Source organism: Aurantimicrobium minutum (assembly GCF_029894165.1).
Taxonomy (GTDB): domain Bacteria; phylum Actinomycetota; class Actinomycetes; order Actinomycetales; family Microbacteriaceae; genus Aurantimicrobium; species Aurantimicrobium minutum_A.
The window spans coordinates 1570988-1588338 of sequence record NZ_JARXXU010000001.1; the positions used below are offsets into that span (position 1 = coordinate 1570988).

At 56.5% G+C, this 17351-nt stretch carries 25 protein-coding genes and 1 tRNA gene; 8 read left to right on the forward strand and 18 right to left on the reverse strand.

From position 1 onward, the window contains the following. The first annotated feature begins 1 nt into the window (after position 1). Genes nadB through M2119_RS07825 form a run of 3 tightly spaced genes read left to right on the forward strand, consistent with a single transcriptional unit; the run spans position 2 to position 3585 of the window. Positions 2–1549 carry an L-aspartate oxidase gene (gene nadB / locus M2119_RS07815; RefSeq protein WP_280804367.1) on the forward strand — a complete coding sequence of 516 codons (1548 nt, stop codon included), beginning with the start codon at positions 2–4 and terminating at the stop codon, positions 1547–1549. Then, positions 1543–2421 carry a carboxylating nicotinate-nucleotide diphosphorylase gene (nadC, locus tag M2119_RS07820; RefSeq protein ID WP_280804368.1) on the forward strand — a complete coding sequence of 293 codons (879 nt, stop codon included), beginning with the start codon at positions 1543–1545 and terminating at the stop codon, positions 2419–2421. The genes nadB and nadC overlap by 7 nt, the downstream gene beginning before the upstream one ends. A gap of 9 nt (positions 2422–2430) precedes the next feature. Continuing rightward, a complete protein-coding gene (locus M2119_RS07825) occupies positions 2431–3585 on the forward strand; it encodes a cysteine desulfurase family protein (protein ID WP_280804369.1) in 1155 nt (384 codons plus the stop codon). Between the two features lies 1 nt (position 3586). Here M2119_RS07825 and M2119_RS07830 read toward each other — a convergent pair whose 3' ends face one another. Further along, positions 3587–4051, reverse strand: a complete 465-nt coding sequence (locus tag M2119_RS07830; RefSeq protein WP_280804370.1) for an SRPBCC family protein — start codon at positions 4049–4051, stop codon at positions 3587–3589. Between the two features lie 18 nt (positions 4052–4069). Next, entirely contained in the window at positions 4070–4591 is a 522-nt protein-coding gene (locus M2119_RS07835) for an SOUL family heme-binding protein (protein WP_280804371.1), read from the reverse strand. 57 nt (positions 4592–4648) lie between these two features. On the opposite strand from M2119_RS07835, the gene M2119_RS07840 reads away from it, so the two are divergent. Continuing rightward, positions 4649–4870 (forward strand): toxin-antitoxin system YwqK family antitoxin, encoded by a 222-nt coding sequence (locus M2119_RS07840; protein ID WP_280804372.1) that lies wholly within the window; start codon positions 4649–4651, stop codon positions 4868–4870. Positions 4871–4882: 12 nt separating this feature from the next. Here the strand turns inward: M2119_RS07840 and M2119_RS07845 are convergent, their stop codons facing one another. From M2119_RS07845 to M2119_RS07885, 9 genes are all read right to left on the reverse strand, one after another. Further along, on the reverse strand, positions 4883–5245 hold the full coding sequence (locus M2119_RS07845; RefSeq protein ID WP_280804373.1) for an iron chaperone: 363 nt from the start codon (positions 5243–5245) through the stop codon (positions 4883–4885). After that, positions 5245–5454, reverse strand: a complete 210-nt coding sequence (locus M2119_RS07850) for a DUF4287 domain-containing protein (RefSeq protein WP_280804374.1) — start codon at positions 5452–5454, stop codon at positions 5245–5247. Before M2119_RS07850 ends, M2119_RS07845 begins: the two co-directional genes overlap by 1 nt. A gap of 74 nt (positions 5455–5528) precedes the next feature. Then, positions 5529–5744 carry a YgaP-like transmembrane domain gene (locus tag M2119_RS07855; protein ID WP_280804375.1) on the reverse strand — a complete coding sequence of 72 codons (216 nt, stop codon included), beginning with the start codon at positions 5742–5744 and terminating at the stop codon, positions 5529–5531. Between the two features lie 48 nt (positions 5745–5792). Continuing rightward, on the reverse strand, positions 5793–6557 hold the full coding sequence (locus tag M2119_RS07860; RefSeq protein ID WP_280804376.1) for an IclR family transcriptional regulator: 765 nt from the start codon (positions 6555–6557) through the stop codon (positions 5793–5795). A 91-nt stretch (positions 6558–6648) separates the two neighbouring features. Continuing rightward, on the reverse strand, positions 6649–7728 hold the full coding sequence (locus M2119_RS07865; RefSeq protein WP_280804377.1) for an alanine racemase: 1080 nt from the start codon (positions 7726–7728) through the stop codon (positions 6649–6651). A gap of 10 nt (positions 7729–7738) precedes the next feature. Continuing rightward, positions 7739–8608: a bifunctional DNA-formamidopyrimidine glycosylase/DNA-(apurinic or apyrimidinic site) lyase gene (gene mutM / locus M2119_RS07870; protein WP_280804378.1), complete on the reverse strand. Its 870-nt coding sequence runs from the start codon at positions 8606–8608 to the stop codon at positions 7739–7741. Between the two features lie 7 nt (positions 8609–8615). After that, positions 8616–9323, reverse strand: coding sequence for a ribonuclease III (rnc, locus tag M2119_RS07875; protein ID WP_280804379.1), 708 nt, complete (start codon positions 9321–9323; stop codon positions 8616–8618). Positions 9324–9346: 23 nt separating this feature from the next. Continuing rightward, positions 9347–9553, reverse strand: a complete 207-nt coding sequence (rpmF, locus tag M2119_RS07880) for a 50S ribosomal protein L32 (RefSeq protein ID WP_280804380.1) — start codon at positions 9551–9553, stop codon at positions 9347–9349. 17 nt (positions 9554–9570) lie between these two features. Beyond that, positions 9571–10122, reverse strand: a complete 552-nt coding sequence (locus M2119_RS07885; protein WP_432418506.1) for a YceD family protein — start codon at positions 10120–10122, stop codon at positions 9571–9573. A gap of 135 nt (positions 10123–10257) precedes the next feature. Here M2119_RS07885 and M2119_RS07890 point away from each other — a divergent pair. From M2119_RS07890 to M2119_RS07905, 4 genes are all read left to right on the forward strand, one after another. Then, positions 10258–10339 (forward strand) — tRNA-Leu (locus M2119_RS07890). A gap of 40 nt (positions 10340–10379) precedes the next feature. Next, positions 10380–11033: a DedA family protein gene (locus tag M2119_RS07895; RefSeq protein WP_280804381.1), complete on the forward strand. Its 654-nt coding sequence runs from the start codon at positions 10380–10382 to the stop codon at positions 11031–11033. A 93-nt stretch (positions 11034–11126) separates the two neighbouring features. After that, positions 11127–11909: a DedA family protein gene (locus tag M2119_RS07900; RefSeq protein ID WP_280804382.1), complete on the forward strand. Its 783-nt coding sequence runs from the start codon at positions 11127–11129 to the stop codon at positions 11907–11909. A 5-nt stretch (positions 11910–11914) separates the two neighbouring features. Beyond that, the gene (locus tag M2119_RS07905; protein WP_280804383.1) at positions 11915–12769 is read left to right on the forward strand and encodes a PhzF family phenazine biosynthesis protein; all 855 of its coding nucleotides are present in this window, start codon (positions 11915–11917) and stop codon (positions 12767–12769) included. Positions 12770–12772: 3 nt separating this feature from the next. On the opposite strand, the gene M2119_RS07910 is transcribed toward M2119_RS07905, so the two are convergent. From M2119_RS07910 to M2119_RS07940, 7 genes are all read right to left on the reverse strand, one after another. After that, entirely contained in the window at positions 12773–13222 is a 450-nt protein-coding gene (locus M2119_RS07910; RefSeq protein ID WP_280804384.1) for a pilus assembly protein TadG-related protein, read from the reverse strand. Further along, complete coding sequence (locus M2119_RS07915; protein ID WP_280804385.1) at positions 13219–13677, reverse strand: hypothetical protein; 459 nt, start codon at positions 13675–13677, stop codon at positions 13219–13221. The genes M2119_RS07910 and M2119_RS07915 overlap by 4 nt, the downstream gene beginning before the upstream one ends. Continuing rightward, on the reverse strand, positions 13652–14041 hold the full coding sequence (locus M2119_RS07920; RefSeq protein ID WP_280804386.1) for a TadE family protein: 390 nt from the start codon (positions 14039–14041) through the stop codon (positions 13652–13654). The genes M2119_RS07915 and M2119_RS07920 overlap by 26 nt, the downstream gene beginning before the upstream one ends. 9 nt (positions 14042–14050) lie before the next feature. Then, positions 14051–14230: a hypothetical protein gene (locus tag M2119_RS07925; protein ID WP_280804387.1), complete on the reverse strand. Its 180-nt coding sequence runs from the start codon at positions 14228–14230 to the stop codon at positions 14051–14053. Positions 14231–14277: 47 nt separating this feature from the next. Further along, positions 14278–15216, reverse strand: coding sequence for a type II secretion system F family protein (locus tag M2119_RS07930; RefSeq protein ID WP_280804388.1), 939 nt, complete (start codon positions 15214–15216; stop codon positions 14278–14280). After that, positions 15213–15905, reverse strand: coding sequence for a type II secretion system F family protein (locus M2119_RS07935; RefSeq protein ID WP_280804389.1), 693 nt, complete (start codon positions 15903–15905; stop codon positions 15213–15215). Before M2119_RS07935 ends, M2119_RS07930 begins: the two co-directional genes overlap by 4 nt. Positions 15906–16096: 191 nt before the next feature. Then, complete coding sequence (locus M2119_RS07940) at positions 16097–17320, reverse strand: CpaF family protein (protein ID WP_280804390.1); 1224 nt, start codon at positions 17318–17320, stop codon at positions 16097–16099. Between the last annotated feature and the right edge of the window lie 31 nt (positions 17321–17351).

Here is a 17351-nt window from a genome sequence, read left to right on the forward strand (position 1 = left end):
CATGTCCAGAATTGTTGTGATCGGCAGCGGCGTTGCGGGTTTGATTGCCGCCGTCGAGGCGAGTGAAGAGCACGAGGTCATCCTCGTTACAAAGGCTGACCTCGCGGAAAGCAATACGCACTATGCCCAAGGCGGCATTGCAGCGGTGAGCTCTGACGACGACACCGTTGCCGAGCACGTCGCTGATACTCTCGTTGCTGGTGCGGGGCTGTGCTGGGAACCAGCGGTGGAAGTGTTGTGCAAAAAAGGTCGTAAGCGCATCAACGACCTCGTGAAGTTCGGGGTGAACTTTGACCGTCACGACGGTGACTTCGCCCGTGGTTTAGAAGCAGCACACTCACATGCCCGCATTCTTCACGCCGGCGGAGACGCCACCGGTGCCATCACGAGTGATGCTCTGGTGGCTGCTGTGCGCCGCACGGCCACCGAAATCCGCGAATACACCTTCGTTGCAGAAATCGTGGTGGAGGACAACCGTGTTACCGGTGTTCAGGTGCTCGATGCCGACGGCATGCATTTCTTGTCCGCCGATGCGGTCATCTTGGCCAGCGGTGGCGCAGGTCAGCTCTACCGTCACACCACGAACCCCGCCGTGACGACCGGCGATGGCGTGGCCGCTGCTTTCCGTGCCGGTGCAGTGCTGGCGGACGTAGAGTTCTATCAATTCCACCCCACTGCGTTGGCCGTGCCTAGTTCCTTCCTCATTTCTGAAGCTGTGCGCGGTGAGGGTGCCGTGCTTGTCGATGCCCACGGCGAGCGCTTCATGCACAAGATTCACCCCTTGGCAGAGCTTGCTCCGCGTGATGTGGTGGCCCGGGGTATTCAACAAACCATGATGAACCAGGGCGGCCAGCCTGTTCTGCTTGATGCAACAGCCTTAGGCAGCTCCTACCTCGCGGAGCGCTTTCCGAGCATTACGAAGGCGTGCCGCTCGTATGGACTGAACTGGGGTAGTGAACCTATTCCCGTCACTCCTGCTGCCCACTATTGGATGGGAGGAATTGCAACCGATACCTTTGGACGCACCTCGATTCCTGGTCTGTTTGCCGTGGGTGAAGTCGCCTGCACCGGTGCACACGGTGCAAACCGCCTCGCCTCTAACTCGTTGCTGGAGTCTGTTGTCTTTGCCCACCGCGCGGTGAAGGCACTGAGCAAGCCCTGGCCAGAAGATGCTCCGAGTGTGCGCTGGGCAGACGCTGGTCGCGTGGCAGAGCTCGAACTTGTAGAGCCTGACCACACCTCCAGCGCACAGGTTGTGGACCGTGTGGAATTACAAACACTGATGTGGGACAGTGTGGGTCTGGCCCGGACGAAAACAGATCTTGATGATGCGTTGTCTCAACTGCACTCGTGGCGCCCTGCAGATCCTGCGCACCGACTCTTCCCCGACTGGGAAGATGCCAACCTGTTGCTCTTGGCGCGCACCGTGACCGAGGCTGCCTTGGCCCGCGCAGAATCCCGGGGCGGGCACTTCCGCCTCGATTACCCCGAGACCAACCCCGCCTGTGCCCGCCCCATCACGCTGGTTCGAAAGGCGTCATCATGTTAGATAGAAAAACCATCGACCGCGTCGTGGCTGCGGCCCTGCACGAGGATGCTCCCACGGGAGATATCACCTCACTTCTGGCGATCACTGAAGACGCCACTGCCACGGCTGTTCTTGCCGCTCGCGAACCTGGAACCTTTGCCGGGGCAGACGTCTTCGAAGCTGCTTTTCGGCTGACCGATCCTCGTATTGTCGTGGAAATGCTCGCCCACGACGGTGATCGCTTTGCTCCTGGGGATGAACTTGCCCGCGTGAGCGGTCCTGCTCGAGGTATTCTCACGGCAGAACGTATTGGCTTGAACTTTACCCAGCGGATGAGTGGAATTGCGACCCTCACAGCGGAGTATGCGGATGCCGTTGCGGGAACCAAAGCAACCATCCTGGATACCCGCAAGACCACCCCCACCTTGCGTGCCTTCGAGCGTCATGCGGTGGTCTGTGGGGGCGGAACAAACCACCGTCTCAATCTGTCCACCGCGTTCATGGCGAAAGACAACCACTTGGCAGTGTTGCTTGCCGGCGGCAAGGATCTCACCACAGAACTGCGCAGGGTCAAAAGCGAATTGCCTGCTGGAGTGACATTCGAGGTAGAGGTGGATCGTCTCGACCAGATTGAACCCGTGATTGCCGGTGGGGTGGACATCATCATGCTGGATAACTTCTCCCTGGCAGACCTGGCAACCGGAGTTACCCAGGTTGCTGGCCGCGCTGTGGTGGAAGCGAGTGGCGGCGTCAACCTCCAGACGGTGCGCGCTATCGCCGAAACCGGAGTGGATGTCATATCCGTCGGGGCGCTCACCCACTCTGCTCGTGCCCTCGATTTGGGCCTCGACGTCAGCATCGACGTCAGCATCGACCTCAGCAACAACCTCTAGGACCGCGCCGTGATCTACCTCGACAATGCCGCCACCACCCCGGTGCTTCCGGCTGCACTCGAGGCAGCCTGGCCGTGGCTCACCAGCGAGTTTGGAAACCCGTCGAGCACGCACGAACTCGGACTTCGGGCACACACGGCACTGGAGAATGCCCGGTCACAGATTGCGTCGTGGCTGGATTGCCCGGCCTCCGACATGGTGTTCACCTCCGGTGGCACCGAGGGAGACAACCTCGCGATTACCGGGTTGGCGCTCGCCAACCCCCGCGGCAAACACATCATTACTGCCCCGACAGAACACGAGGCAGTTCTCGCCACGGTGAACTACCTGGAGCGAGTGCACGGATTTGAGATCAGCTTGCTCAGCGTTGATGAGTTCGGCAACATCAGCTTGCCTGAACTTCACAACACCCTCCGCCCCGACACCACCCTCGTCACGCTCATGCTGGCCAATAACGAAATCGGCACCGTTCACCCGATGCCTGAGATCATCACAGCCGCGCATGCAGTGGGGGCACTCGTCCACACAGATGCAGTGCAGGCAGCGGGTTGGTTCGATCTACACATGGGGAAGAACGGATCAGTCGTCGCTGGCGTGGACGCACTGACTCTTTCAGGACACAAGTTGGGTGCCCCGAAAGGTTCCGGAGTAACCGCTATTCGTGGTCGCCTGGCCGTGGAGCCCGTGCTCCACGGGGGTGGACAGGAATTTGATCGGCGCTCGGGCACCGAAAATGTTGCGTGGGCTGTTGCCCTAGCCACTGCGGTGACGGCGTTGGCAGACCCCCAACATGAATCATCCCGAATCAGTGCTCTTCGCGATGACTTTATTGCCGAGGTAGTAGACACCATTCCTCAGGCGGCACTGACCGGTAATTCCACCGAGCGTCACCCTGCCATTGCGAGCTTTACTTTCGCTGGCCTCAACGGCGAGACGCTACTTCTAGAACTGGAACAACGTGGCGTGATTGTCTCCAGCGGTTCGGCCTGTGCTGCCGGCAGCGACGAGCCGTCTCATGTGTTGCTGGCGTGTGGCATTGATGCAGATATCGCACAAACCTCTGTGCGCTTCAGTATGAGCCACAGCACAACGGTCGAGGAGCTCGCCACTGCGCAAAAGGCCCTTTCTAAGGCTGTCGCCGCAGTGAGCGGTTTAGGACAGTAACTTACTTCTGCGATCGGGCTTCGACGAGCTTTTTGAGTGACGCCAGCCCATCTGCAAAGTTCTTCGCCATCATCTTGTCAAACTTAAACAGCACGTTCATCAACTGACCGCCAATACCACGCTGACCGCCCAAGAACCAGGTAATGGTGGTGACACCGTCGGTTTCGGTCAGCAGGTATTCGCTGAGTGCTTTGTCCTTGCCGTTAAAGTCCATGTCGAAAGCAATTTTGTAGGGCTTGGTGCAGACAGACATCGTCATTGAGCCTGAGCCAATGCGTTTACCTTTCCAGGAATACACAGAACCAACACCGGAAGCTGGGTCACTCACAACACTGACAATGCTGGGGTCCATCGCTACGAACGGGGACCATGCCTCAAGCTGGGTGAGGTCGTTGACCACGTCGAAGACTGTCTCTATCGGCGCGTGGATATCTTCAGAAACTTGGAGGCTATATGGCTTGGGCATGCCCACAATCTTATGCGTTTAGGCAGACGGGGACTGCACCGTAATGAGAACTTCGTTGCGCTTGAGGAACCAGGGTTTCCAGGGCGGATCAAACCGCGCGAAGTAGACATTACCTTCGGTGACCAAACCAGCCAGATGCGCTTTTTTGAAGAGGGTCTCACCATTGTTCTGAAAACGTTCCGCATTCCACCCTCCGCCAAACTTCATAGCAGCGGCAAAGTGAGCAGAGACAGGCTTAGTAGTCACTCGAGCATTGCGCGGAACAGGGACCTGTGACATATCCATCCCTTCAGGCAGCACAAAAGAAACAATATGAGACTGGTCATCCCGCGTTTCCTGCAGCACGGGTGCTGTCATCGCGATCTTCTGACTCTGGGTATTGTTTCCCGAGATGTAACTGACCAAGGGACCAAAGGCAACATTTCCTGCCCGCATGAAGTCGCCTTCAACTTCTACCTGGACCAGCACATAGTCCGGATAGTGGCGCACCTCAAAACCGTCGTATTCACGAACGAGGGTGTAGGGCTGTTCTTCGGTCATGGATTGAGTGTAAGCCGGTCAGATGTGTACCAGCAGTGAAAAAGTTAGGCTGGTGCGGTGAGCACACCGATCGAACGCGTAGACACCTACGCCAACGGCACGATCAAAGCTCGGGGATTCGAGCTCGACGGCGAACTCCACGGAACCTGGGAATGGTTTCGAGCTGACGGATCACTCATGCGCCGAGGAGAGTTTGATCGAGGCGTGCAAGTAGGCACCTGGGAAACGTTCACGCGCGACGAAAAGCTCCACAAGGAAACACATTTTCCTCAGCGCTAGAGCCCTGTAGCGTCACGAGTTCGGAAAAGCCTGGCTCAGTCGAACCGCAATGAGTTTTTCGATCAGCGCGTCTGGCACAGCCCGATCGATGGGGAACTTTACTCCCCCACCTTTTTCAGAGACCTCATAGCCGTTCAAGTCTTCCATCATCACGGCAAACACCTGACCCGAGTGGGGGTAGTAGCCAATGTGTTTTTTGTAGGAGGCGAATCCCGCGACAACTTTGCCCTGCACCCGAAACCCTGGCATGGCATAAGAAATGCATTGTTCCGCCTCGGGAATGACGCTCAGAATTTGTTTCCGGAGGCCTTCGAGTGTGGAGCGTTGAGGTTCAGGTTGTGCCGCGATGTAGGCATCAATCTCAGAAACGGACATTACAACCCGTTGTCCACGCGATAGACCGCAACAACAGCATTGGCGTGACCATGACCCATCCCGTGTTCGGCCTTGAGATAGTCAACCTGTTCCATGTGTTTGAGATCCTTGACCGCATCCAGGGCTGTCATCCAGTAAGAAATGGGCTGGCCATACTTCTTCTCGATGGAGGGAAAATAGGAGGCAGGACCCTGAACTTTTTCTGTCATGCCTCGAGAGTACTCACCGGCGAGGGAAAGTGAAAAGCCCCCGAGTTATCTCGGGGGCTTTTCAGGAAAGAACATTAGGAACGGCGCGATTCGTTACCGTTCATGCCGCGGCCAAACAAGGGGGCCAGCAAGCAGGTGTCAGATGCACCAACTGAAATCAGAACCACCCCGAGGAGGAAGAAAATGGCGCCTACGGGACCCCAGGTGAGTGCGGCAATGGCCAGGACCAAGCCAACAACGATGCGCGCCCAACGGCCGAAAGTCGAAGACATTAATGTGACAAAACCCATGGTGACTCCTTTTTCTTGGGTAACTTCAGAATACCTGTGCTGAAAGATTTAGTGGTCGTCTTCGAGTTCTTTACGAATCGAATCTGCTGCTTGTTGCAAAACATCCACTAACCGTGGGATATCCATGTGGGTGAGGTGTGCCACCACACCCAGTGCTGCGACACAACGGCCACCGCGCAGAATAGGTACCGCAACAGACCCGTTACCTGCGGTGCTTTCTTGACGCGCAATGGCATAACCGCGGGTCTTGGTCTCGTTGAGCTCTGTCTTGAGCTTGACGGGATCAACAATCGAATAGGGAGTCGTCCTGCTCAACGGGCGGCTGAGGTACTTTTCGATTGCTTCAGGAGACTGCCAGGCCAGCAGCACCTTGCCCACACCAGTGGTGTGTAGCGGAAGGTGACCACCGGCACGTGATGCGGTGTGGACGGAACGCTCACCACCAATACGGTCAACGTAGAGTGCTTGACCTCGGTCAAGAACTGCGAGCGTAATGTTTTCACCGGTCTCTTCATAGAGACGGGCGAGGGTGGGAAGTGCGCGGTGACGGAGCTGATCGCTCACCGGTGCCAACTGGCCGATTGACCAGACACGAGTGCCAATACGATAACGACGGTCAGATCCACGAACAAGGAATCCACCAGTGACCAGCTCAGCCACCACACGGTGGGTGCTGGACATGGGAAGCAACGATTTTTCCGACAGTTCAGACAGGGTCAGCGCGCGGCGACGCTCATTGAAACATCCCAGAACGGCAATACCTCGACCGATGGAGGAGATAGGTGCGCCGGCAGTTGTGCGGGCTGGACTCATGAATATCGGCCCTTTCGAGGCTCAGAAAAATAGGTTCCAATGACCGGAACTCTACTCCTGTGCTATCTCGATATCAAGATAACTGTTCGAATTATGAATTCTTTCCTCGAGCAGCCACTTTCCAGCAGTCCACCAGCTCCCCCCGATCGAACACAAAAGCCTCGTCGGCCAAGTTCACGGTGTTACACACATGATTGGGCACAACCTTAAGAATCTCACCCAACGCAGGAACCGCGGCGGCATCCGCGAAGTCAACCGTGGCATGGTGTTCGGAAAGGGCCACCATCCGCGCATCAGGAAAGTTCAGGATGCGTCCATAGCCGGAGGCATAGGGTGCCCGGTCAGCACCGAGTGCCTTACTCCCCGCATTCACAATCACTTTGTTGCCTCGGACGGAGACAACCGTGGCGTGGACAGTCAGTGCAATGTCACTCCAATTGCACGAACCCAACTCCACCTGCTGGGCATCGTTGAACACGTAAACACCCGGACGCTGTTCTGTCACGACAAGAACATCCGCCTCCGCAAGCGAAGGAGTAGACCCTCCACTTCGGATGTGTGCGTCAGGAAACCCTGCAGCAACTAATTGATGTTGCGCGGTTGCCAAGGCTTTTGCTTCATCATGGGCTGCTGCTGCGCGACCCTCGAGTGCATAACTGTGACCCGGGAAAGTAAAGCAACCAGAGACATCCAAACCGAGATCTCGAAGACCTTCAGCGAGTTCCCCTACCGCGCCCGGTGCCACACCACTGCGATGGTGACCGCAATCAACTTCAATGAGGAATTCAATAAGGGAAACTTTTCCGCCCAGGAACCTGACATATCTTTCGGCGGACTCCGCCGAATCTATGCCGAGACGAATCGTGGCCTGATCCAACAATGTGCTCAGTCGCTGCGCAGAGGCATCCGTGAGCCACAGCGGATAGGCAATCAAGACGTCCGCAAAACCGGCTGCCACAAACACTTCGGCTTCGCCCAAGGTCGCCACCGTAATCCCCAGTATTCCGGCGGCCTCCTGCATGCGGGCAATCTCGATCATTTTGTGCGTCTTCACATGAGGGCGCAGAGCAATGCCGGCGGTCCGCGCTGCTTCAGCGGCTCGCGCAATGTTGTTTTGCAGGACCCCCAGCTCAATTGCGATGAAGGGAGTTTCAGGCATGGTCACGAACATAGTGGTGAGCCTACTTTTTCTGACACCGAGGACAAAAATGGGAACCCCTGTTCATGAACGTCACCCGGCGAATCGGTGTTCCACACCGGGGGCAGGGAGTGCCCTGCTGGCCATAAGCATTGAGGCTGTGGGAGAAGTAGCCTGATTCACCATTGACGTTGACGTATTGCTCATCAAAACTTGTGCCGCCCTCGGCAAGAGCCTTGGTCAAAACCAAGCGAACCTCGGCAAGCAGCTCTCGGGCCTTGGGTTTACTGAGTGAATCAGCAGGTTTCTCACCATGAATCCTGGCTGCCCAGAGGGATTCATCCGCGTAGATATTTCCCACACCGCTGAGGAGAGTTTGGTCCAGCAGCGCCCGCTTCACCCCGGTGCTTTTCTTTCGCAGACGAGAAATAAAGACCTCATCATCAAAGTTCGGATCGATTGGATCTAGTGCAATATGTGCTGCCTGCGAAGGAACCAGAACCTGACCACCTCCGACGTCTTGTTCGACAAGTTCATCCACCGCCATCGAACCGAAGATCCGTTGATCCACAAAACACACCGCAAGCTCGCCATATTCCGGATGGGTAATGGCATACCGAATGCGTAAGTGACGATCGGGTTCAGCGGCGGATTCCCGAAGCAACACCTGCCCACTCATGCCGAGGTGCGTGACGAGGGCATCACCGGAGTCCAGCGGAAACCACATGAACTTGCCGCGACGCTCAGCAGAAAGCACCGTCCGGCCCTGCAACAATCCCACAAAATCTCCACGCCGTGCATCGTGACGCTTGAGTGAGCGGTGATCGAACACCTCAACAGAGTCAATGCGGGCACCAACGAAGGCAGGTTCTAAACCTGCTCGCACAACCTCAACTTCGGGAAGCTCAGGCATGCAGAAACTACGTGCTCTCGCTGAGCGTGTTCCAGGCAGATAATGCAGCAGCCATCTCGGCGTGCTTCTTGCTCGTGCCGGTTCCCGAAGCGGTGATGAGTGCTCCCACGGTGACCGTGGCGGTGAAGATGCGCGCATGGTCAGGGCCTGCCGCCTCAACCGAATACACCGGCACTGCAGCGCCAAGTTTGGCAGAAATTTCTTGCAAGCTGGTTTTGGGATCCATCGAAGCGCCAAAACGTTCGGGGTTATCGAGCAGTGGCTCGATCACACGGAGAACGAGGTCGTTTGCGACGTCGGGCCCTGCCGTGAGATAGGTGGCACCAAAGAGCGCTTCTACGGTGTCAGCCAAGATCGAATCCTTGTTACGGCCGCCGGTCAGTTCCTCACCATTGCCGAGGCGAATGTATTTGCCCAGGCCAATACTCCGGGCAACTTCAGCCAACGCAAGTGTGGAGACGACAGATGCCCGACGCTTCGCCAGATCACCCTCGTCGAGACTCGGGTTATTTCGATAAAGCATGACCGTGACAGCTTGGCCGAGCACAGCGTCGCCCAGAAATTCCAGACGCTCATTGTGAGCAATGCCGCCATGTTCATAAGCGAACGAACGATGCGTGAGCGCCAGCTCATAGAGCTCCCCGTCGAGGGGTACGCCAAGAGAACTCGAGAGGCCCGAGATATCGGTCAGATGACCAGAAGCAGGAGAGCTCATGCTCACTCGCCTATGAGTTGTGACTAAACGTCAGCTACCTTGCGGCCCTTGTACTCCATGAAGAGTGGGGTGCCAGCGGAGTCTTCCACAACCTTTGCGCGGTGAGGAAGGCTGTAGGTTACCTTGCCGGAAGCATCAACGTGCTTGACAAGGGTGGCCGCTTCGGCCTTCCACTGGGCACGGCGCATGCGAGTGCTAGCTCGCGACATTTTGCGCTTGGGAACAGCCATGGCTATCTCTTCTCTTCTTACTTCTTTTTACCGGTGCTTGTGTCACCGTTGTCTGTGGAAGCGAGCTGGCTCAGCGCAGCCCATCTCGGGTCAATCGCGTCATCCAGCGAGGAATCCAGTGGTTCTGCCAAACGCTCACCAGTCTCAGGATCGAGACCAGCACAATCTGGACGGCATACCGGCTGGAACGGAAGTGCAAGCACAACCGCTTCCCTGACTAGAGGTTCAAGATCCACGTGGTCGTCGTGAACCTCATAATCAAATGCTTCATCTACAGAATACGCGAAAAGTTCCTGAAATTCGACTTCGAGCTCCTGCTCGATGGGTTCGAGGCATCTTCCGCACTCTCCGATGGCCATAGCTTCGACTTCTGCGGAGACCAAAATACCGTCGCCGAGCGACTCTAAACGCAGGTCAATGTGGATATTTTCTCCTGCAGGAACAGCAATGATGCCCTCTCCGAGTTTCTCGGGTGCCGCAATGTCATACTCACGTTCCCGGTGTTCACCCGGACGGTGCATGAGGTCGAAGACCTCAATGGTGAAGGGAGTTTTGATGAATTTAGCCACGACTCCAGTCTAAGGGGCGTGCATGATTGGCCGATCAGAGTCAACTGGTGGAAATGTGAGCACTCCACAGAGGATTAACAGGGGTGAGCGTCTAGCCGGGCGCAGACGGAGCCATAAACTAGTCAGGTAACACTCGCGGGAGTGGTGAAATTGGTATACACGCCAGATTTAGGTTCTGGTGCCGAGAGGCGTGAGGGTTCAAGTCCCTTCTCCCGTACAGATTCTTCTCCATTGCCAATCCGCGAGAAAGAGCACACATGCTGCACGCCGCCGCACTAGACGGGCAAATGACCGACCTGTTTTCCCAAGTTGGCGTTGTGGTGTTCTACCTGGCGGTGTGGGGTCTCGTCTTTGCCGGGACGGGCCTGTTTGTGGGCGCGTTCATTCCATTCCTGACCGGAGATTCACTCCTTTTTGCCTCCGGCATTGTCACTGCGGCGACACCTGAGTTGAGCATCTGGATCCTTGCCCTGGGTACGGGTATCGCGGCATTCATTGGTGACCAAGTGGGATTCATTCTGGGTCGCCATTTGGGTCGTCCCTATCTAGAGAAAAAGAGTGGCCCCCGCATGATGCGCATCATTGTGCGCGTGGAGGCGTTCTACAACAAATACGGCTGGTGGTCTGTGGTCATTGCCCGCTTCATCCCCTGGGCTCGGGTGTTCGTTCCCTGGGTTGCCGGCATTGGCAAGATGAACTACTACAAGTTCCTGACCAGCAACCTGGTGGGTGCTTTGGCCTGGGGCGTGGGCCTCACCGTCATCGGTTACTTCGCCGCCAGTATTCCCAGTGTGAAAACTGCGGCCTACGTTATTGCGGGATTCTTTATTGCCGCCTCGATTTTCTTCAGCATCCGCACCTGGATTCTGGAGCGCCGCGACCGCAAGAACTCGGCCGCCTCCGAAGCCTGAGAAAACCCCGAGTGTGCGCTTCGAAACAGGCACTACCCTTGAAGTAAGCCTGAGACAGCACTCCATTCCGGCCTGCGATACGAAAGAGACCGAATGCACACCGCCCTTCTTCCCTTCCTAGATCCAGAGAACCTCATCGCAGGATTTGGTGCTTACGCACTTCTCGGCGTCGCATTTATTGTGTTTGCTGAAACCGGACTTCTTGTCGGATTCCTCCTGCCCGGTGACACGCTGCTGTTCATGACAGGCGTATTGGCCGTCAACGAGGCCTTTTTTGGCGTCAACATTGTGTGGGTCTGCCTCGCGATTGCCTTCGCTGCATTCCTCGGCGGTGAAGTCGGATACATGATTGGCCATAAAGTTGGCCCCCGCATTTTTGAGAAGAACGAGAGCGGACTGTTCAGCAAAAAGAACGTCGAGCGCACCAACGCCTTCTTCACTCGCTACGGCGGAATCGCTGTGGTCATTGCTCGCTTTGTACCTGTCGTTCGCACATTCGCTCCTGTGGCAGCGGGTGTGGGCCACATGAACCGCAAGCAATACACCCTTTACAACGCCATCGGCGCGTTGATTTGGGGTGCAGGACTGACCTTCGCCGGCTGGCTCATCGCCACCCTCATTCCCCCCGTGGCAGACTTCGTATCCGAATACATCGACCTGGTTCTTATCGGTGTCGTCGTTATCGTGTTGATCCCCAGCGTGTACCACTACATTCAAGCCGTCGTAAAGTCACGTCGCGCCAAGAAGGAAGCTGCACACAAACACAGCCCCATTCCGGGTGCTGTCAGTCATGATGAGGCAGAGAAACTTGCTCTCAAGCCGGACGTCTTCACTCAAAAGCACGACGGTCACCACGAACCAGACGCCCAGAAGTAGTTCGCATGTCTGAGCGGACAGTACTGCGCCTCACTGCATTTAGCGACGACCCGGAGGGGGGCAACCCTGCAGGGGTTGTGCTCGATGCCGCGGGCATGACGGAGGCTGAGATGATGGCCCTTGCAGCTGACGTCGGATACTCCGAAACGGCATTCCTCACTCCCCACAAAGACCGTGAGAATTCCTATCAGATTCGCTACTTCACCCCAGAGGCAGAAGTCGCCTTCTGTGGTCACGCCACGATTGCGTCGGGCATTGCACTCGGTCGTCAACATGGTGACGGGATCTATGAACTCAGCACGAATGCAGGACCTGTCGAGGTTGATGTCACCGTTGCCGGTTCTGCAGTCGTCGCTACCCTCACCTCGCCACCTGCCACACTTCAGCCTCTTGAACCAGATCTGGTGTATGACATTCTCGAAGCCCTGGATTGGGATGAGGAAGATCTGGATTCCCGTTTTACACCCGCAGTGGGATTCGTGGGCAATGCCCACCCCATCCTTGTCGCCGACTCGAGAGAACGACTTGCATCCTTGGACTACGACTATGACGTTCTCCGCGAGTTGATGCTCGAAAACGGCTGGACTACTCTGCAGCTCGTGTTTCCCGATGAGGGAGACCCTCACGGTCGCAGATGGCATTCACGCAACCCTGCCCCTTCTGTGGGGATCTATGAAGACCCGGCTACCGGTTCCGCGGCGGCAGCATTAGGTGCCTATTTCCGGGACACAGGTGTGTATGGCACCGGTGACCATGTCACGATTTTCCAGGGCGATGACATGGGGCGCCCCAGTTCCATCATGCTCACTATTGGCGGGTCCCGAATGAAAGTTTCCGGCACCGCAACAGACATTCAGTAACCGCTATCCCAGCACGGTTCGAGCCGTGGCAGTGACGCTCAAGGGCATCCCTTCTGGGAAGAACACTGAGATAACCGGTGGCTTCCAGTACTTCTGCACAGTCACTGTTGCCGTTCGACCATCACGCGTTTCTGCAACCAGTACTCCCACTCCGTTACTATCCGCCGTGGGGATGATGGACAAATATCGGGCTGTCTCAGCGGCAACGGCAGCGTTCGTCAGCTTGACCTGTGGTTTCCCATTCAGCACCGTGACGTCGCTCAGGACGAAGGATTCCGCCGCGGCGAGCGCAGCACCATCCGCCACCGTGAAGAGTCTTTTCCGCTCAATATAGAGACTGGTCGCCGCCATGACCCCCACAACCACAGCGACTGACAACAACCCTGCCGCGAGGATGAGGATGAGTGTGGAGCCTTCCTGCTCATGACGGATACGGTGAAATACGGCGTTCATCGAAGAATCCCGGCAGAGAACCTCGAGACCACATCACTTGCCTGCGCGGAAACGGGAACCACCGCGCGTTGGTCTAGATCAAGAACAGCTGGAACGAGTGGCAGGGGAACGTTCACGGCGACCGTGACGGTCACCAATGAACGTGGGCTCACGCAATTGGGTGAACACGCAACAGATACGGTGGCTTTCTCTGCCGGAATACCAAAATCTTCCAAAGCTGCCTGCACGGCTAAATTCGCGTGAGCAGTAGCTAGAGACGCACTCGCTGCTTGCACATACACTCGCGCTGCATGTCTTGCTGCTCCCTCGGTCGCCAGAGTGGCACCCTGAACTGCTGAAATGGCGAGGACGAGGTACACCACCGGAACCAGTAACAGCATTCCTGCGGTGATGAATTCCAAGGCTGCTGAACCCTCCTCAGAACGGGTGTTATCCCAGAACTTCTTGAACCGCATGCCCGCTCACCTCCATACTGGCGTCCAGTCCCCACAAGCCCAGGAGAGGCAACGGCGCCGAAACACTGATTTCCACAGCGGGAGCACCCTGCCAGCTAGTCGTTGCATAGGTGACATCACGAGCGTATTTCTCCCCCACTGCGGTCGTAATGAGTTCCTTTGTTCTGATCAACCCCTCTTGTGGCGAGGAGCCGACCAGGGAGGCCCATCGCGCACCTTCAGAAGCTGCATCCTGGATGGTGTTCCTGACGTGCAGAGCAAGGCCCAGTTGCAAGACCGCCAAAGTAAGCGCTGTGAGTAAGACACTCACAAACACGAACTCCACAACGGCAGAACCGGTGTCGTCTTTCCAGGACAGTGTCATTGTGTGGCGCTAGAAACTCACCACGCGAGAAATCGCCTGGTCAAAGACGGTACCAAGGGCAGGGCCTGCAATGGCCCAGATGGCGATTACCAGTCCCGCGGTCATGAGCGTGATGAGAACCCACCCGGGCACATCTCCTCGGTCTTCACGGATACGGATACTACAACGGGTAAGGAGCGAATGAATCATGATGTTTCCTTTTCTCTGAGTAATGATTGTGTGAGTGGTGACGACAGCTAGAAGCCTGACTGAATGACGAGAAGACCCGGGAAAACTGCAAACACAATCGTCACGGGAAGGATGAGGAATACCAGTGGCACCAACATGGCCACTTCTTTCTGTCCCGCGCTTTCCAACAATCGTCGTTTGGAATCTTCCCGGGCATCCACCGCATGAGCTTGCAGAACTGTTGATACCGGAGTTCCACGGTGGAGAGCGCCCAGAATCTGCTCAATTCCTCGAGTGAGCGCAGGGATTTTCAACCGAGCGCTGAGGGACTTCAATGCAGTTGCCAAGGGAACGCCTAAATCAACGTCGAAGACGAGGCTGCGGAACTCGTCCGAGACATCTCCCTGCCCAATTTGGGCCATCCGGCGAAGTGCATCAGGAAGCCCTTCCCCGGCAGACAAGCTCAGGGACAGGAATTCCCACACAGCCGGGAGTTGAGCTTCGATCCTTGTAACCCTCGCCTGTGCCGTTCGGGTTAGGAGGTAACGCATTCCGAGAAAGCCAACACACGCAAACATGACCGGCACGACAATGTAGGCAAGGGCCACTGGCTGAACGAGGAAGCCCACAACTCCATCCACAAGTAGTCCCAGAGCCCCACCCCACATAAAAGCCGTCACTTGACGTGAACGAAACTCTGACATGGTCAATACTGACCCTGCCCGAGCCAAGTCTCGTTGCAGAACATCCGTTGAACCTCCCACCCGTTCGACTGCCGCGTGAAGAGCACTGCGGAGTGCGTTTCTGCCCGAACCAATCACGGGGAAAGGCGCTGACGAGTGTGCTGTCACATCCGCATAGGCCTGGGGAGAGATATCCGCGACGAGATGCGCCACACGTGACTGCAGCGAAGACGCCCGAAAGGTGGGCAAGCTCATCACCATGGTCCAGATACCGACACCAGCTAGAGCACCCAGGGCAATGCCCCAGGCTTGGAGTGAGCTCATGCCAACCACCGCTTTTCTTCCGGCAGATGACCCACGGCAGACATGATTTTGTAGGCAAAAAGACTGACCGCAAAACCCAGAGAAATAACGATGATTCCCAGGCTCGAGTTATAAGCCATCGTTGCCTCAGGCCGAGTGGAGAGTAGTACCAACACAATCCACGGCGCTGCGACGCCAATGCGCGCTGCGAGGCGGATCCAGCCTTGGCGGGCTTCTACCTCTTGCCGGAGTGCAGACTCAGTTCGCAGATGTGAACCCAGTGCGGCTAGTACGGTCGTGATATCCGATCCTCCTACTTCGCGGCCCAATCGCAGAGTCTCGATGATCCTGTCACCGTGTGGATTCGCCCACCGAGTTTTGAGGTCTGCTGCGGCGAGAGTGAAATTACCTGTTGCTTGGTAGTCCTGGGCGAAATAGGAGGCGGGAACGCTGATGGCCGAAGAAGAAAAAGAGGCAAGAGACTTCACAGCATCGGGCACATTCGCTCCAGAACGGAGGGCAGAAATCAGTGCATCCACAACATCGGGCCATTGATGACGAAGCACTCTTCGAGCAGAGGTTAGCCGTGCGGCGGCAATCATCCAGGGAATGCCTGCGGCAGTAATTGCCAGAACTACAGATAATGCGAGCACGCCCGTGATTGCCCAGCCCACAGCCCCGCCCACACAACCGAGCACACCAGTTAACACGCCAAGAACACTGGGTTTGATCCCCAGTTGAGCAGCCGCATGAGAAAGTTTCTGGGTAATCCGCGAAGGGGCTCCTCTCCGAGTTATGGGGCTACTCCTGGGCCATAACCACCTCGAGAGTATGAGGAAGATTCCTACTCCAGCAGTCGCGCCAAGAAAGACCCCCAGTATTGCCAGGCTGGATATTCTCATCACGCCCCCAACACAATCCGTGGATCGAGATTGGTCAACACAAACTTGTCCAGACGAGGAGGAAGTTCGCCCGTGGGGGAAAGTGCATCATTGACAACCTCAAACAGAACTGTGGATTCAATCTGCCCATCTACGACTCGGCCTGTTGGGGCGATGATTTCGCGCACCCTTCTGCGCCCAAAACGATCAAGCTCGCAATGCACCACGAGATCGATGCAGCTCGCCACGGTAGGCACCACAAAACTGGCGTCGATATTGCGGCCCGCCAACAGAGGAAGGGTGCAGAGTTTGACGAGTGCATCTTGTGCACTGTTGGCATGGATGGAACAGGCTCCCGGCAATCCACTGTTCAATGCGATGAGCAAATCCAGGCTCTCAGCTTCACGAACTTCGCCCACAACCACGCGATCCGGCCGCATCCGCAAGGCCTCTTTGATGAGACGGCGTAAGTTGATCTCCCCCGTTCCCTCCAAACTTGCAGGCCGGCACTGCATCGAGACACAGTCTTTGGCATCAAAATTCAATTCAAAGGTCTCTTCCACGGTGATGATGCGGTCATTCACCCGCGAACTCCGGAGCAGCGCATTCAACATTGTTGTTTTGCCGGCCTGTGTCGCTCCACAGACCAGAATGTTCTGACGAGCAAGAACTGACATGCGCAAAAATTCAGCAGCCTGCTGCGTGATTGATCCACCTTCAACGAGATGAGTAAGGTCCCGAACGTTCTGTGAGAACTTTCGAATGTTCACAGCCCAGTGCCTAGACGTAATGTCAGGAATAGTGACATGCAACCTGGAGCCGTCGGGCAAGGAAGCATCCACAAACGGCGATGACATATCCACTCGGCGGCCTGAAGACTGCAGCATCCGTTCCACAAGGTCACGCACCTGGGGCTCAGTCAGCGAGAGGTCAGTGAGTTCTGGAACACCCTTTCTCGCCACGAACACATGTTGGGGGCTGTTAATCCAAATTTCTTCGATGGCGGGATCATCGAGAAAAGGTTGCAGAACTCCAAAACCAGTGAGCTCAGCAAGAGCGAGAACTCGCAACTCCTCATCCGATAAAGGCAGACCAGAGTTGTGGAAAATTCCCCGCTCTGCCGACCGAGTAATCTCCTCAGAAATGAGGCTCTCAAGTTGAGCTTCCGCATTCCCACCCCGCGGTGGATTCTGCTGTGCTTGCGCACGGACGGCGCCAACGAGGCGGGAAACGGTTTCGGACATGACATTGATATTGCCCGGACACGAGATCTAC